This window comes from Endozoicomonas atrinae, from assembly GCF_001647025.1.
Lineage (GTDB): Bacteria > Pseudomonadota > Gammaproteobacteria > Pseudomonadales > Endozoicomonadaceae > Endozoicomonas > Endozoicomonas atrinae.
Genome location: NZ_LUKQ02000063.1, coordinates 1 through 17,600 on the forward strand (window position 1 = coordinate 1; position 17,600 = coordinate 17,600).

Consider the following 17,600-nt stretch of genomic DNA (forward strand, 5'->3'; position numbering starts at 1 on the left):
ATCCTGAGTTTTAATCTGACTGGCTATTTGATCTACCAGTTTTTCGTTGATTTCAACGCTCATTGTTATTCTCCATTTTGGAGTATTAACGACAAGCGTTTACACAATTTAAATTACATTCCCTCAGAAGTGAATGGCCACTGGCCACCCCATCTGCATTTTCAGGTCATTTCCGACCTGCTCGATCAAAAAGGGGACTTTATTGGCGTCGCGCCGAAATCCGAGCGGGACTATTACCTCAGTATCTGCCCTGATCCAAATCTGATTCTAGGGATTCCTTCTTTAAAACCACCAAGATCATAAAGCGCACGTTCTTGTGCTAAAAACGCTCACTTTTCATGCGATCTATCAACAAACTGCACAAATTCAGTGCTTATGCCTGTATTGAACCGGTTTCTTGCTGACTTATATCAAAAAATGAGCAACCCATTGGTTCTATTATTGATCTACGCCAGAAGGCCTGAGGTTCAGCGGGTTATGGTTTTTGCATACGCAAATCCACCCTATTTCAGCTGAACAAATATTGATCAATTTCACTTTATCGTGAAATATGTAGAGAGTATGATGATCCGTTGGTTTCATCATCCATCAGATCGAGGCTTTCTTTTTTGTCAGGTCAACCCTTGTCAGCACAAGCAGTGTCAGATCAAACAGCGCCAGCACCGCTGAAGATTGGTCCTTACCCCATCGCTAACCCGGTGGTACTGGCGCCCATGGCGGGCGTTACCGACAGTCCGTTTCGCAAACTCTGCCTGAAAATGGGTGCAGGCATGGCGGTGTCGGAGATGGTGACCAGCAACCCGAAGCTCTGGAATACCCGCAAGTCCAGGCTGCGCATGGATCACAGTTGTGAGTCCGAACCGCGCTCCGTCCAGATTGCCGGAGGTGATCCGGAACAGATGGCCGAAGCGGCCAGGCTGAACCAGGAGTTTGGTGCCCAGATCATTGACATCAATATGGGTTGCCCGGCCAAGAAGGTATGCAATAAGGCGGCGGGTTCCGCCCTGCTGCGGGACATTGAACTGGTGGAGTCCATCCTCAAAGCCGTAACCGCGGCGGTGGATATTCCAGTGACTCTGAAGATTCGAACCGGCTGGGATCCGGACAACCGTAACGGTGTTGCGGTTGCCAGACTGGCAGAACAGTGCGGCATTGCCGCCCTGGCGGTTCATGGTCGTACCCGCGCCTGCATGTATAAGGGTGAAGCAGAATACGAAACCATCGCCAGTATTGTCGAGGCGGTGAGTATCCCGGTGATTGCCAATGGCGATATCACCTCACCGGAAAAAGCACGGCATGTGCTGGACGCTACCGGTGCCAGCGCATTAATGATTGGCCGTGCCGCCCAGGGTCGTCCCTGGATATTCCGGGAGATCAACCACTTCCTGCAACACGGGGAACGGTTGGCCGCACCGGATCAGAATGAGGTTCAGGCAATCCTCCTGGGGCATCTTGAAGCACTCCATCAGTTTTACGGAGAGTTTCAGGGTGTGCGGATTGCCAGAAAACATGTCGGCTGGTACATGCAGGACCAGCCATCCGGCCTGGAGTTTCGCCGGCATTTTAATAAGCTGGAATCTTCGGAAGAACAGCACACCTGCATACGGGAGTATTTTCAGCGTTTTTCAGAGTCAACTTTTGCGAAGAAGTTAAAAGGTAACGGAGAGGACATAGCGGCATGACGGCAACACAAGTAATCATAGAAGAAGGTCGTCCAGTAAATGGCCATGGGGGAAGCCTTGCCACAGCGTCGAGAATCCCAGAGTCCCAGACTCTGCGCGACAGTGTGGAAAAGTCCATGAATAACTACTTTGCCCACCTGGACGGGCAGGACGTCACCGATGTCTATCAGATGGTTCTGTCTGAAGTAGAAGCGCCTCTACTGGAAACGGTGATGGCTTACGTTAAGGGCAACCAGACCCGTGCGGCCACGTTACTGGGCCTGAACCGGGGAACCCTGCGTAAGAAGCTCAAGCAATACGGTCTGCTTTAATTGATTTATTCATCATTCTTTTCAATCTAATCAGTAGTTTCTGGAACACCGGGCACTACTGATTTCACCTTTATTCCCTCCCCCCCTGCCAATAACCGCCATTTCCAGCTAAAATCTGCCGGAATTTTTATTCCAACAAACTGTGAGTGAGAAACGATGGCAGTCACGACACGCCCGATTCGCCGGGCTCTGATTAGCGTTTCCGACAAAACAGGAATTGTCGAATTCGCCCGGGCCCTGCACCAGCATTCGGTTGAAATTCTGTCCACGGGCGGGACTTATGCACTGCTGGTAGAGAATGATATTCCTGCCATTGAGATTTCTGACTATACCGGCTTCCCTGAAATGATGGACGGCCGGGTAAAAACCCTACACCCCAAGGTTCATGGTGGCATTCTCGGCCGCAGCGGTCAGGACGAAGCCATTATGGATGAGCATGGCATCAAGCCCATCGACCTGGTGGTCGTCAACCTCTACCCCTTTGAACAGACCATTGCCCGCCCTGACTGCGACCTGGCCACCGCCATTGAAAATATTGATATTGGTGGCCCAACCATGGTTCGTGCCGCTGCCAAGAACTACCGTGACACCACCATCGTGGTGAATGCCAGTGATTACCAGTGTGTACTGGACAGCATGGCTGACAATGAGGGCGTGATTGACCTGGCCACCCGTTTTGACCTGGCCGTTAAGGCATTCGAGCATACTGCCGGCTACGACGGCGCGATTGCCAACTACCTGGGCACCGTCATCAACAGCGATGAAGATGAACCGGAAGCCTTCCCCCGCACCTTCAACAGCCAGTTTACGAAAGTGGAAGACCTGCGCTACGGTGAGAACCCTCACCAGAAAGCCGCCTTCTACACGGAGAAGAACCCTGCGGAAGGCACGGTCTCCAGCGCTAAACAACTGCAGGGCAAAGCGCTTTCCTACAACAACATTGCCGATACGGATGCCGCCCTGGAATGCGTTAAAGCGTTTGATCTGCCAGCCTGTGTGATCGTCAAGCACGCCAATCCCTGTGGTGTTGCTACCGGCACTGACATTCTGGAAGCCTACAACCGCGCTTACGAAACCGACCCGACGTCTGCGTTCGGTGGCATTATTGCCTTTAACCGCAAGCTGGATATGACGACCGCCCGTACCATTATTGAACGCCAGTTTGTGGAAGTGATTATTGCTCCCGAAGTGGACGTTGAAGCGGCTGCCATTCTTCAGGATAAGCAGAACATTCGCGTACTGAGCGCTGGCCAATTACCTGCTGAACAAGCTCCTTTCCTGGACTTCAAGCGCGTTAATGGCGGCCTGCTGGTTCAGGATTCCGACATCCGCATTGTTGACCCTTCTGAGCTGAAAGTGGTGACAGACCGCGCACCGACCGAACAGGAAATGGCAGACCTTCAGTTCGCCTGGAAAGTCGCCAAGTTTGTGAAGTCCAACGCCATTGTCTATGCCAAACATGCCCAGACCATCGGTATCGGCGCCGGCCAGATGAGCCGTGTGTACAGTGCCCGTATTGCCGGCATTAAGGCAGCGGATGAAGGACTGGAAGTTCGTGGTTCCGTGATGGCATCCGATGCCTTCTTCCCATTCCGTGATGGCATTGATGCCGCGGCCATTGCAGGCATTACCGCCGTAATCCAGCCCGGTGGTTCCATGCGGGACCAGGAAGTGATTGACGCCGCCAACCAGGCCGGCATAGCCATGGTGTTTACCGGCGTTCGTCATTTCCGCCATTGATCATTGATAATTTATTTGAACCACGAAGAGCACAAAGTTTTTTAATTCAGAAATCTTAAACTTTGTGATCTTTGTGATCCAAAGCAAAAAAGGCTGAAGAACAGGCTCAGCCTTCGAGCAAACAAAAATTTCCCCAGCAGATATCACAAAAAGAAAACCTTTGTGCACTTCGTGATCTCTGTGGTTAAAAACAAGGACATCCTTTATGAAAGTGCTGATCATCGGTAATGGCGGGCGGGAACACGCCCTGGCATGGAAAGCCGCACAAGACGACAATGTTACACAGGTGTTTGTCGCTCCCGGTAACGCTGGCACCGCTTCTGAAAACAAAGTAACCAATGTTGATATTGATGTATTGGATATCGCCAGACTGGTTGAATTTGCTCAGGCTGAAAATATTGGCCTGACCATTGTCGGCCCGGAAGCACCGCTGGTCGTTGGCGTTGTTGACCAATTTGAAGAAGCCGGACTCGCCGTATTTGGCCCGGTACAGGCAGCCGCCCAGCTGGAAGGCTCCAAAGCTTTCACTAAAGACTTTCTTGCCCGCCACAACATTCCCACCGCTGCCTACCAGAACTTCACCGAGATTGAGCCCGCCAAAGCCTACGTTAAACAACAGGGTGCTCCTATTGTGGTGAAGGCCGATGGTCTCGCTGCGGGTAAAGGCGTGATTCTGGCCCAGACGGAACAGGAAGCCTTTGATGCCATCGATGATATGCTGGCCGGCAATGCTTTTGGTGAAGCAGGCCACCGCGTAGTGGTTGAAGAGTTTCTGACCGGTGAAGAAGCCAGCTTTATCGTCATGGTGGATGGCAAAAATATTCTGCCACTGGCCACCAGCCAGGACCATAAAGCCCGTGATAATGGTGATAAAGGGCCGAATACCGGTGGTATGGGTGCCTACTCACCCGCTCCAGTGGTGACTCAGGAAATTCATGACCGTGCGATGCAGGAAGTGATCATCCCAACGGTAGAAGGCATGGCCAGTGAAGGTATGCCATACAAAGGCTTCCTCTATGCCGGCTTGATGATTGATGCGGATGGCACACCCAAGGTACTGGAATACAACTGTCGTTTTGGTGACCCGGAAACCCAGCCAATCCTGATGCGCCTCAAATCCAGCCTGGTCGAACTCTGCCTGGCCGGAACCCGTGGCGAACTGGATAAGATTGACGTTGAGTGGGACAGCCGCACTGCCCTTGGCGTGGTGATGGCAGCCGGTGGCTACCCGGAAGACTACAACAAGGGGGATGAAATCACGGGTATCGACAATGTCAGCAATGCAAAAGTCTTCCAGGCTGGAACCCGTGTTGACCACGGAAAGACCCTGACCAACGGCGGCCGGGTACTCTGCGTGACCGCACTGGGTAATACGGTGAAAGAAGCCCAGGAGCAGGCCTACAAAGCAGTAAAGTCCATTGACTGGAAAGATGTCTACTACCGCACAGACATCGGCCACCGAGCCATCGCCCGCGAGGAATCTTAAGCGACTGAGTACTGAGTGATTTATTAGTAGACTGTGCGACCGCCAAGGATGGCGGAAGTGCCGGTAATGCAGGAGCAATTACCGGTGGCCTCCGTGGTTCAAGAAATCTTATCTTTTCCTCTTCGGAGCCTGTGACTATCACTCTTTAAACAAAAGCCCTTTCACTTCCTCTTACTGCAAGAAAATCCCCTGAATTTACTATTCATTTGTAAATCATCGACTGATTCACTGTCCAGTCTGTCAGTTTTCAGTATAATCCCGCAGTAAAGATGAAAAACGGAATTTTCAACAGTGTTTTATAAAGCCCTTATACGGCAAAAATGGACATTCGCACTGTTATGTATTTTATCGCTCACTTTCACCACCGTGAATGCCGCTGCGAATGTCGACATCAATCACTCATCCTACTTACTCCAGCCCGGAGCAAGTACAGAGTTCTTTATTGATGATACCAACCAGCTGACCATCAAAGCACTGGTTGATGAAGAGTTCAAATACCGCTTTGCCCCATGGCAGCCATCCTTACTGAACGCTGAAGAGCAGCAACAAAGTCTCTGGCTGCGCTTTCCTGTCACCAACCATACGACAGAAATTGTACATCCTGTATTGTCTGTGGATTATCAACAGCAGACACTGCCAACCCTGTACCTCAAATATACCAGGGCTGACAGCGGCAATACCGTTGTTAAACCTCTGCAACTGGACCGTGTCAATACCACAACCTTTACCCTGTTATCCGGCCAGACCGCATTCATTTATTTAAAGGCACCGTTTCATCCAGAGCTGACCAACAGCCTGAAGCTGGGAAGCTTTGACCAGCTGATCAAACAGCAGCGATACAAACTCTGGCAAACCGGGTTAATCAGCGGCCTGCTGATATCCATGATCCTTGCCAATGCCTGGCTTTTCCTGTCGCTGAGACAGGAGTCAAGAGCTTCAAACAGCCTGTCACCCTCTGGTCATCGCAGTTTTTTTCACCTGCTGCTGGCTTCCGGTGCCACTTTCACTCTTATTTTTATGGCATCCTGGCAGGGATACCTGAGTACATGGCTGTATATACCCATTACCGTAGAAGCCTGGCTCTACAAGTTATCACTGCTGTTAATCAGCCTGACCTTCTGCCAGCTGGCCATAAACCTCTTTGGCTATCAAAGGCCAATGCTGATCCGTTTCTTTAATATTTTTTCTTTTATTTACCTGGTAACAGCCCTCTGGCTGCCACTAAGCGACAGAAGCACGTTAAATACCCACTTACTGGTACTGACACTGATTGGCAATGCCAGTTTTTGTCTGTCTTTCTGGCTGGTCAAACCCCACCGACTCTATATCTCAGCCTGGTTGCTGATTCCCCTGGCCATCAGCCAGTTCATCTTCGCGCTGAACCATACGGGCGCGCTGGGAATATCTTCCAGAAACACCACCTGGCTGCTTATTCAAACTCTGGCTCTGACACTGGGCTTTCTGTCACTGCCCGCCAGAATTAACAGAAAAACACTCAGCAAGAGAAGGTTTGCTTACAGCGACAAACGTTCGGATGAACTTGATGAAGAGGCCATGAAGTCGCTGGGCCATGAAATGCGCACGCCACTGAACGGTGTAATGGGCATGTCAGAACTGTTATTGAGCACCCCCTTGACCCCGAAGCAGGAAGACTACGTGCAAACGCTTCGCTATGCGGGGTATGAGCTTGGTAACCTGGTGAACCTGCTGGCCTCCAGTATTAAAGCCCAAAACCAGGGGATAATGTCGGATACTCGCCTTGTTGATATACACAACACCGTGGAGGAGCTGATTCGTCATTTCCAGTATCGAGCGGAACAACAGAATATCGAAATCATCTGCTTTATCGATGAAAACCTGTCTTCTGAGTGTCATATCGATGGATATCGGGTTTCATTGATTCTGGAAGCATTTCTGTTTTATGGGCTGAATCAGGCTGAAATGGGCGAGGTTGCGCTTTCTATTCAAAAGGACGATTCAGGCAGGCTGCTGTTTGAGTTCAGTTTCAAAAACCCTGCTGGCAACAGCCTAGAGGAAAAACATTTATCCGGTGAGCACTCCTTATCAGAGATCAAGGCAGAAACTTCTATGGGGCTTAACCTGTACCTGGCAACTCACCTTATACGACAGCTTGGAGGAGAAGTCAGTAAACAGGAAAACACCATCTCATTTACCCTGCCCTGTAACTGCAGGGAAAAGAAATCCACACCCAGTCAACACGAATCAACTCATAAAAACCAGTATGAGAATATGCGGATACTGATAGCTGATGACAATACAACCTGTCGTAAGGTGCTGCGCCAGCAGTGTCAGCTATTAGGTATTTCGGTGATTGAAGCAGGAGATGGTCTGGAGGCGCTTGCCATGATTCGCAACGAAACCTACCTGAACAGGGCATTTGACATCATTATTCTTGATCACCATATGCCCGGACTGAAAGGTCTGCAGGTGGCCGAACGAATCAATGGTGACCCAAGTATTGACCCCATGCCGGCCATCATCATGTTGACAGGGGTCAGCAACCCACCCAGTAAGTACCAGTCCAGCAAACTGGGTATCAGCTCAATTCTCACCAAGCCGGTTACCCGGTTTACCGTACAAAGAGCCCTGATCAAGGCTCTTAACAGCAGGCAGCAGCGCTATACGGAAGCGTGATAACTGGCAGATAACTCATGAACCGCATTCACAAAGGCACCCGCCTTTTCCGGTTCTACAAACTGGTGAATGCCATGCCCAAGATTGAAAACATGCCCATTGCCAGTACCAAACTTTTCCAGAATGGTTGCGACTTCCTGGCGAATGCGCTCAGGTGAGGCATAAAGCGTTGACGGATCCATATTGCCCTGCAGCGCTACGCGATTACCGACTCGCTGACGTGCTTCACTGATATCGGTTGTCCAGTCCAGCCCCAGGGCGTCTGCGCCGGTATCGGCCATCGACTCAAGCCATTGCCCACCATTTTTGGTGAAGAGAATAACTGGCACTTTTCGGCCTTCATTTTCCCGCTTCAACCCTTTAACAATCCTGTCCATGTAGTGCAGTGAGAAGTCACGGTAGTTCTCCGGACTGAGCACACCACCCCAGGTATCAAAAATCTGAACTGCCTGGGCACCCGCTTCAATCTGGGCATTCAAATAGCTGGTCACCGAATCGGCAAGCACACTCAACACATGCTTCAGCAGTTCCGGTTGATCAAACATCATCGCCTTTATACGACGAAAATCTTTACTGCTGCCACCTTCGATCATATAGGTCGCCAGTGTCCAGGGACTGCCAGAGAAGCCAATCAGCGGCACCCGGCCATTGAGTTCACGACAAATGGTTCTCACCGCATCCATCACATAACCCAGGTCTTTTTCCGGGTCCGGCACTGTCAGCGCTTCAACGTCCGCAGCAGTGCGCACCGGCTTTTTAAATTTCGGCCCTTCACCGGCTTCAAAATAGAGCCCAAGGCCCATGGCATCTGGAATGGTGAGAATATCGGAAAAGAGAATCGCCGCATCCAGAGGGAATCGCTCCAATGGCTGCAGAGTAACCTCACAGGCCAACTCAGCATTCTGGCACAGAGCCATAAAGTCACCGGCACGAGCCCTGGTTTCCCGGTACTCTGGTAGATAACGACCGGCCTGGCGCATCATCCAGACGGGAGTTACATCTACAGGCTCCCTGAGCAAAGCTCGAAGAAAGCGGTCATTTTTCAATGGAGTCATAAAGCCTCGGAAATAACCTCCCACGGTATTCATGGGAGTTTAACGATCTGATTTTACGCGCTGCAACAAGCGTGGCTCACATAAAGAGCAATTGGGATCGCAAAGGAAAAAGAATTTGAACCACGAAGACACTGAGACACGAAGAAAAGAAGGGTATGGTTTGTTCCAAAGGTCGAATCAGAACAACCAGAAAACTTTGTGTCTTTGTGCCTTTGTGATCCCCCTCTTTAAAGGACAACCCCAAAGCACCGGAACCTGAATAACAACGCCTGCCCAGGCAGTTTAATCACCACAAAACAGGGGCGCATCCAACAGGAAATACGCCCCTTATATTATCTTAAAACTACCGACCAATCAGACATCCAGGTAATCAAGAATACCATCTGCTGCCTGACGACCTTCCCAGATAGCGGTTACCACCAGGTCAGAGCCCCGAACCATATCTCCGCCCGCAAACACTTTGGGATTGCTGGTCTGGAACTTGAATTTAGCTTTCTCAGGAGCCACAACCCGGCCACCTTCGTCGATCTGGATATCATGATCTTCAAACCACTCGGCAGGGCTTGGACGGAAACCAAACGCGACCAGAACCACGTCCGCTTCCAGTATCTGGTCACTGCCTTCTACCACCTGCGGACGGCGACGGCCATTATCATCCGGCTCGCCCAGTTCAGTTGTTACCAGACGGATGCCCTCAACCTTGCCATCACCAACAATTTCTACAGGCTGACGGTTAAAGAGGAAGTTCACGCCTTCCTGTTTGGCATTGGCCACTTCCCGACGCGAACCGGGCATGTTCTCTTCGTCACGACGATAGGCACAGGTCACTGACTTGGCCCCCTGACGAATGGAGGTACGGTTACAGTCCATGGCGGTATCACCACCACCAAGCACCACCACCCGTTTACCCTTCATATCAATAAAGTCTGCCGGATCCTGTTCAAAGCCGAGGTTACGGTTCACATTGGAGATCAGGTAAGGAAGGGCGTCATGCACACCCTCAAGGTCTTCACCCGGGAAGCCGCCTTTCATGTAGGTGTAGGTACCCATGCCCATGAATACCGCATCGTACTCTTCCAGCAGCTTTTCCATGGTGATGTCTTTACCGATTTCCGTATTCAGCTGGAACTCAATCCCCATTTCGGTAAACACTTCCCGGCGACGGCTCATGACATTTTTTTCCAGCTTAAACTCTGGAATACCAAAGGTCAGCAAGCCACCGATTTCCGGATTTTTATCAAATACGACCGGCGTCACACCATTGCGCACCAGTACATCGGCGCATCCCAGGCCTGCAGGCCCGGCACCAATGATGGCCACTTTTTTATCGGTCCAGGAAACCTTGGACATATCCGGACGCCAGCCGAGCGCCAGTGCCGTGTCCGTAATGTATTTCTCGGTTGATCCGATAGTGACCGCACCAAAACCATCATTCAGCGTACAGGCACCTTCGCAGAGACGATCCTGTGGACAAACACGGCCGCACACTTCTGGCAGCGTATTGGTCTGGTGTGACAGGTCTGCCGCCTCAAAAAGACGACCTTCAGAGACCAGCTTCAACCAGTCCGGAATGTAGTTGTGTACAGGGCACTTCCATTCACAATACGGGTTACCACAGGACAGGCAGCGATGCGCCTGATTTTTTACCTGCTTTTCATCAAACGGTTGATAGATTTCAACAAATTCTGTTTTACGCTGACGAAGACTTTTTTTGTCTGGGTCCTGACGACCCACATCAACAAACTGAAAGTTGTTATTAAGCCTTCCACCCTTGCCATTTTTTAAATGTAACTGTGACATTTCGCTGACCTCACAAAGCTGTTCTTATGTTCAATACCCGTTGCTCTTATTTCCATCACCACTCAGTAGCCAAAGCCCTGGGGAGGGGAGCCGTGGATAGCGCCCGTAGCGAGGCTGCAGAAAATTGAGGATCAAAGATCGGTTTTGTGAGGTCAATAGTGGTTCTATTTGCCGAACAAAACCGGTCTTTTAGACCAATTTGCTGCCGCCGCAGTAGGGCAGTCTATTCTCGGATTCCCTCCCTCTTACTCAGGGCTACCATGGGTACTGGCCAGCAAGGTATCGAGACTGGCAGCTTTTGGCTTCACCAGCCAGAAACGACCACTGTAGTCATAGAAGTCATCAATCAGTTCCTGTCCCCAGGCACTGCCGGTTTCTACAACATAATCTTCCAGAACACTCAGCAGGTGTGATTGATAAGGCTCCATGGCTTCATTATCAATGCGATGTATATCCACTAATTCATGGTTATAACGATCAACAAAACTTCTTTCCAGGTCCAGCACATAGGCAAAGCCACCGGTCATGCCGGCACCGAAGTTATGACCAGCCCAGCCCAGGACAGTCACCAGACCTCCGGTCATGTATTCACAACAGTGGTCGCCTGCACCTTCCACCACAACATTGGCACCCGAGTTACGAACACCAAGACGCTCACCTGCACGACCAGCAGCGTATAACGTTCCGCCCGTGGCCCCATAGAGGCAGGTATTACCAATAATGGAGGTTTCATGGGTAACAAAGCTGCTACCAGCCGGTGGGTAGATCACCAGCTTACCGCCGGTCATGCCTTTACCCACATAGTCATTGGCATCCCCTTCCAGACGCATTTCCAGACCACCAGCGTTCCAGACACCGAAGCTTTGACCCGCAGAACCGGTCAGATTCAGCTTCAGGGGCTTATCAGCCATTCCCTGGTTTCCGTAACGTTTGGCGATTTCACCAGAGAGACGGGCACCAATGGAACGATCACAGTTGCCAACCGTGAAACTGAACTCACCACCTTCCCGGTTTTCAATGATTCCCATCGTCTGTCGAACCATCTCTTCCGCCAGTTCACCCTTATCGTATGGCGGGTTACGATCCACCTGACAGGTCATCGGCTTATCCACAGGCACATCGGCACTGCCCAGAATTGGCGACAGATCCAGGTTCTGCTGCTTTTCAGTCAGGCCCGGCAGAAGCTCCAGCAGCTCAGTACGGCCAACCACCTCTTCAAGGGTTCTGGCACCCAGCAAGGCCAGCCACTCACGTACCTCTTCAGCAACAAATGAGAAGAAGTTCATGACCATCTCAACATCACCCTTGAAGTGCTCTTCACGAAGTGACTGATCCTGAGTCGCTACACCAGTAGCGCAGTTATTCAGGTGACAGATACGGAGGTATTTACAACCCATGGCAATCATTGGCGTGGTACCGAAACCAAAACTTTCCGCGCCGAGAATCGCTGCCTTGACCACGTCCAGACCGGTCTTGAGACCACCATCCGTCTGCAGGCGAACCTTTCCACGCAGATCATTACCACGGAGCGTTTGATGGGCTTCACTCAGGCCCAGTTCCCACGGAGAGCCGGCATACCGAATAGACGTCAGAGGACTTGCAGCAGTACCGCCGTCATAACCGGAGATGGTAATCAGGTCAGCATACGCCTTGGCAACACCGGCTGCGATGGTACCGACACCTGGCTCAGAAACCAGTTTCACAGAAACCAGCGCCTCAGGATTCACCTGCTTGAGGTCATAAATCAGCTGGGCCAGATCCTCGATGGAATAGATATCATGGTGCGGTGGGGGCGAAATCAGGGTAACACCCGGAACAGAGTAACGCAGGCGGGCAATCAGCTCATTGACCTTACCACCCGGCAGCTGGCCACCTTCACCTGGCTTGGCACCCTGGGCAACCTTGATCTGCAGCACTTCGGCATTGACCAGATAGTGAGGGGTTACACCAAATCGACCAGAGGCAATCTGCTTGATCTTGGATACACGATTAGTGCCATAGCGGGCTTCATCCTCACCACCTTCACCGGAGTTAGAACGACCACCAAGACGGTTCATCGCTTCCGCCAGAGCTTCATGAGCTTCCGGAGACAATGCACCAAGACTCATGGCTGCAGAGTCAAACCGTCGAACGATATCACCAACGGATTCAACGTCGTCCACCACCAGTGCCTTATCATTCAGCTTAAGACCCAGAAGGTCACGCAGAGTGGCCACCGGACGCTTGTTGACCAGTTCGGCGTACTTCCGGTACTCCTGATAATCACCCGTTTTAACGGCTATCTGTAATTGCTGCACCACATCCGGATTGAACGCGTGGTACTCACTGTCGTGTACATACTTCAGCAAGCCGCCCTGCTGAATGGGCTTACGGGCTTTCCATGCCGTTTCGGCCAGCAGACCCTGCTCATAGTGAAAGTCTTCAAAGCGGGCGCCCTGAATACGGCTTTGAACGCCGCAGAAGCACAGGTCCACGATTTCTCTGGAAAGACCAACGGCTTCAAACAACTGTGCTCCGCGGTAGGAGGCAATGGTTGAGATTCCCATTTTGGAAAGGATTTTCATCAACCCTTTGCCAATACCTTTACGGTACGCCTTGTAGGCCTCGCGAGGATCAGTCATTACCTCACCGGAGCGAATCTGGTCATTGATGATTTCATAGGCCAGATAAGGGTAAACAGCAGTGGCACCAAAACCAATCAGAACCGCAAACTGGTGGGAATCACGAGCTGACGCGGTTTCAACAATGATGTTGGACTCAGAGCGCAGACCTTTGCCAATCAACCGGTGATGCACGGCACCTGTCGCCATCGCTGCAGGCACGGGCAACAGTCCCTGATCGATATGACGGTCAGAAAGGCAGATTAACACCTTGCCGGATTGCACAGCCTTTTCCGCCTGATCACAGATATTCAATACCGCCTGCTCAAGACCAATAGACGGGTCGTAAGTCAGGTTGATGGTTTCTGTCTCAAAGGATTTATGCTGATGACGAACACTCATCAGGTCAAGGAACTTCGCTGTGGACAGTATTGGTGACTTGAGAATAACCCGGGCAGCGTGTTCCGGCGTTTCTTCAAACAGGTTCAGCTCACGACCCAGGCAGGTTTCCAGCGACATGACAATCGCTTCACGCAGTGGATCAATAGGAGGGTTGGTGACCTGGGCAAACTGCTGGCGGAAGTAATCATATACCGTCCGGGTTCTGCCAGAGAGCACGGCCATTGGCGTATCGTCCCCCATGGAACCAACCGCTTCCTGACCAGACTCGACCAGTGGGCGGATCACCTGATCACGCTCCTCAAAGGTGACCATAAACATCTTCTGATAGACATTCAGCTGCTCAGGAGAAAGGTGGTCAACTTTGTAATCATCTTCACTGAAGTGCGAACGGATACGGTAGGCGTTCTGCTTCAGCCACTTCTTGTAGGGCTGACGGACTTTCAGTTTGTCATCGATATCATGGGCCTGGTGCAATTCGCCAGTTTCGGTATCAATCGCCAGAACCTCTCCCGGCCCTACCCGGCCTTTGGCAACCACATCTTCAGGCTTGTAGCCATGAACACCCACCTCAGAAGCCACGGTCAGGTAACCGTTCTTGGTAATCACCCAGCGTGAAGGTCGCAGGCCGTTACGGTCCAGAGCACAGACGGCGTTGCGACCATCGGTGATAACCAGGCCAGCGGGGCCATCCCAGGGTTCCATATGCATGGAGCTGTATTCATAAAATGCTCTAAGATCTGGATCCATGGTATCAACATTCTGCCATGCGGGCGGAACCAGCATACGAATGGCACGATAAAGATCCACACCACCCGTGACCAGCACCTCCATCATGTTATCCAGACTGGAGGAGTCAGAACCGGTGCGGTTCACCAGAGGGGAGATGTCATCAAGCGTCGGCAGCAAGGGTGACTGGAACTTCTGACGACGGGCTTCTGCCCAGTTACGGTTACCGGTGATGGTGTTGATTTCACCGTTGTGAGCCAGCATGCGGAATGGCTGGGCCAGCTGCCAGCGCGGCATGGTGTTGGTTGAGAACCGCTGATGGAATACACAGATCGCCGTTTCAAAACGGGTATCGCCGAGATCCGGATAAAAGGTCGGCAGGTCCACCGGCATCATCAAACCTTTATAGGTGATGACCCTGGGCGACAATGAGCAGATGTAATAATCCTGGTCTTCCGCCATCACCATATTGGTGTAACGGCGTGCCATATAGAGCCTGGCATTGAACTCTTTTTCGTCAACCTCGCCTTCGGGGGTAACAAAGATCTGCTCAATGCCTGGCAGAAGGTCTTTTGCAATGGGGCCAAGGCAGTCAGGATTCACAGGAACCTTACGCCAGCCAACAACGTTGAGACGCTGCTTTTCCAGCTCTTTCTCAAGCGTTTTTTTACCTTTCTCTGCTTTGGCTTTATCAGTATTGAGAAAGACCATACCCACGGCATACTGCCCGGGCAGCTCGCAGCCAAACTTTTCTTTTGCAACCGTTCGGAAAAAAGTATCAGGTGTTTGAATCAACAGGCCACAACCGTCGCCTGTTTTACCGTCGGCAGCAATACCACCACGGTGAGTCATACAGGTCAGTGCTTCAATCGCCGTTTTCAGAAGGTGATGACTTTTCTTACCTTCCATCTGGGCAATTAGCCCGAAACCACAGTTATCCCGAAACTCCCCAGGATTATACAGACCTGCTTTCATAGGCACTCTCTCATCAACCCATTATTTTTCTGGCTCGCCTCGCCCTTAATAAAAGTCATCCCGACTTTCCCAGAGCCCCTTCCACCTTGAAGGAGACTCATCTCTGGAAGGCTTTATGTTCCACTTCTGAATCAGGTGGATTCCACGTTTTTTAAAGCTTACGGTGTACCGCTGGTACCCAGTATCTGTCGAGCCATAACTATTCGATAACCGGTGGGCTTTCTGCCTCTAATAACCGGACTCCCCCGCCATAATTATGCAGTTTAACTGCATAAAACCAAATCTGGCTTATGACCATCTGACACGCAAAACGGCTCGCCATTTTACACGGCTGTCGCTGCAATCACAAATGACCCTTATCAATGCAGGTAAAAACCACAATAAAAGACTGATAAATCGAAACTTTTTGCAGCAGATTCACACGCTTTCGGACAACTGTGATCATTTTGAGGTGAGCTGGAGAGAACTCTCCAGCTATTGAGAAAGTATTCAGGAACAAAACTGTTCAAGGCAGCCCATTAAATTTTTATGACTAAAACTGTCTGTCACAACTGCATCACCAATAGCGTCCAAAAGCACCAGCCGTAACTGACCATCCAGTACTTTTTTATCCACTGCCATTAACTCAAGAAAGCGACCCGGGGTAATACCTGAGGGAGGCGTTACCGGCAGGCTGACACGTTCAAGCAAAGCTACAAGTCTATTGACATCTTCTCTGGATATATTGCCTTCCCGACAGGAAAGGTCAGCAGCCATTACCATGCCGACAGCAACCGCCTCACCATGCAACCAGGACCCATAACCGGTATGCGTTTCTATTGCATGGCCAAAGGTGTGTCCAAGATTAAGAATGGCACGAATACCGGACTCGGTCTCATCCGCCTCGACCACTCTGGCTTTGTCCTGACAGGATTGATGGATGGCATAGGAAAGCGCTTCCGGATCACGATCCATCAAACGCCCAATATTATCCTTTAACCATTGATAAAAAGGCTTATCACAAATCAAACCATATTTGATGACTTCTGCCAGACCTGCCGAAAGCTCCCGGTCAGGCAAGGTGTTCAGTGTCGCCGTATCAATAATGACGGCATTGGGCTGATAGAATGCACCGATCATGTTTTTACCCAGGGCATGGTTGACACCGGTCTTCCCCCCCACTGAGGAGTCAACCTGGGAGAGCAGCGTCGTTGGTACCTGAATAAAGTCCACGCCCCGCTGATAGCAGGCCGCGGCAAACCCGGTCATATCACCAATAACACCACCGCCCAATGCGACCAGCGTTGTTTTACGAGTATGCCGTTCCTGTAGGAGCCGATCGAAAATAAGGTTCAGTGTTTCAAGGTTTTTATACTTTTCACCATCTGGCAACGTGATTATCGTCAGATCATAATTTGTCAGGGTGCGCTTAATGAGTTCCAGATAGAAAGGAGCAATCGTATCGTTGGTGACTATCGCTACATTCCTTCCTTTGATGTAGGGCTGAAAATAGTCAGGGTTTGAAAAAAGATCAGGGCCGATAAAAATAGGGTAGCTTCTGTCTCCCAGATCGACTTTAAGTTCCAACATGGCTGATTACTCCCTCACTGTTTTTCAAAACCAACCGTTTGAATTATTTTTTTAATAACCTGGCGGGGTGACATGGTGGCAGTATCCAGAACAAGGTCTGCAATGGATCGGTAAAGCGGATCACGTTCTTCAAGCAGCCTGGTCAGAACTTCTTCACGGTCTGGCCTTTGCAGTAACGGCCGTCGCTTATCCTTTTCCGTTCTCTGCAATTGAATGGATACAGGAGTACTTAAATAAACAACAAATCCATTGGTGCTCAAGTGCCGCCTGTTCTCAGATCGACCAACAGCACCTCCACCGGTTGCCATGACCACGCCTTTCTGACAGCAAATTTCTTCGATAACCTGGCTTTCCCTGTCCCGGAAACCCTGCTCACCTTCAACATCAAAAATCCAGGGAATATCCGCTCCACTACGATCCTCAATGACATGGTCCGAATCAAGAAATGGACACGCCAGCTCTTTTGCCAGCATCCTGCCAATGGTACTTTTGCCTGCCCCCATGGGCCCAATCAGATAGATATTTGTTAATGGCATGCTCTTTGCCAGCCTGACTTCCTGCCTGTGTGCAGCGAGCGTAGCGCATCGTAAGCAGTTATG

11 protein-coding genes are annotated in these 17,600 nt (G+C 50.9%); 6 read left to right on the forward strand and 5 right to left on the reverse strand.

Features of this window, described 5'->3' with window-relative positions; all coding sequences use genetic code 11:
* From AK963_RS35290 to AK963_RS11000, 6 genes are all read left to right on the forward strand, one after another.
* Positions 1-303, forward strand: a 303-nt coding sequence (locus tag AK963_RS35290) for a hypothetical protein (RefSeq protein ID WP_238593699.1), incomplete at its 5' end; no start/stop codon positions are given.
* A 362-nt stretch (positions 304-665) separates the two neighbouring features.
* The gene (gene dusB, locus AK963_RS10975) at positions 666-1,682 is read left to right on the forward strand and encodes a tRNA dihydrouridine synthase DusB (protein WP_202969757.1); all 1,017 of its coding nucleotides are present in this window, start codon (positions 666-668) and stop codon (positions 1,680-1,682) included.
* Positions 1,679-1,993, forward strand: a complete 315-nt coding sequence (gene fis, locus AK963_RS10980; protein ID WP_238593700.1) for a DNA-binding transcriptional regulator Fis — start codon at positions 1,679-1,681, stop codon at positions 1,991-1,993. The genes dusB and fis overlap by 4 nt, the downstream gene beginning before the upstream one ends.
* A gap of 156 nt (positions 1,994-2,149) precedes the next feature.
* Positions 2,150-3,733 (forward strand): bifunctional phosphoribosylaminoimidazolecarboxamide formyltransferase/IMP cyclohydrolase, encoded by a 1,584-nt coding sequence (gene purH / locus AK963_RS10985; protein ID WP_066015492.1) that lies wholly within the window; start codon positions 2,150-2,152, stop codon positions 3,731-3,733.
* A 205-nt stretch (positions 3,734-3,938) separates the two neighbouring features.
* Entirely contained in the window at positions 3,939-5,219 is a 1,281-nt protein-coding gene (purD, locus tag AK963_RS10995; RefSeq protein WP_066015494.1) for a phosphoribosylamine--glycine ligase, read from the forward strand.
* A gap of 291 nt (positions 5,220-5,510) precedes the next feature.
* Positions 5,511-7,874 (forward strand): response regulator, encoded by a 2,364-nt coding sequence (locus AK963_RS11000; protein ID WP_066015495.1) that lies wholly within the window; start codon positions 5,511-5,513, stop codon positions 7,872-7,874.
* Here the strand turns inward: AK963_RS11000 and hemE are convergent.
* From hemE to aroK, 5 genes are all read right to left on the reverse strand, one after another.
* Positions 7,859-8,929, reverse strand: coding sequence for a uroporphyrinogen decarboxylase (gene hemE / locus AK963_RS11005; RefSeq protein ID WP_066015512.1), 1,071 nt, complete (start codon positions 8,927-8,929; stop codon positions 7,859-7,861). The genes AK963_RS11000 and hemE overlap by 16 nt on opposite strands.
* 354 nt (positions 8,930-9,283) lie before the next feature.
* The gene (locus AK963_RS11010; protein ID WP_066015496.1) at positions 9,284-10,729 is read right to left on the reverse strand and encodes an FAD-dependent oxidoreductase; all 1,446 of its coding nucleotides are present in this window, start codon (positions 10,727-10,729) and stop codon (positions 9,284-9,286) included.
* A 245-nt stretch (positions 10,730-10,974) separates the two neighbouring features.
* On the reverse strand, positions 10,975-15,432 hold the full coding sequence (gene gltB / locus AK963_RS11015) for a glutamate synthase large subunit (RefSeq protein WP_066015497.1): 4,458 nt from the start codon (positions 15,430-15,432) through the stop codon (positions 10,975-10,977).
* A 489-nt stretch (positions 15,433-15,921) separates the two neighbouring features.
* Positions 15,922-17,001 carry a 3-dehydroquinate synthase gene (aroB, locus tag AK963_RS11025; protein ID WP_066015499.1) on the reverse strand — a complete coding sequence of 360 codons (1,080 nt, stop codon included), beginning with the start codon at positions 16,999-17,001 and terminating at the stop codon, positions 15,922-15,924.
* A 14-nt stretch (positions 17,002-17,015) separates the two neighbouring features.
* Positions 17,016-17,537, reverse strand: a complete 522-nt coding sequence (aroK, locus tag AK963_RS11030) for a shikimate kinase AroK (protein ID WP_066015500.1) — start codon at positions 17,535-17,537, stop codon at positions 17,016-17,018.
* Positions 17,538-17,600 lie beyond the last annotated feature (63 nt).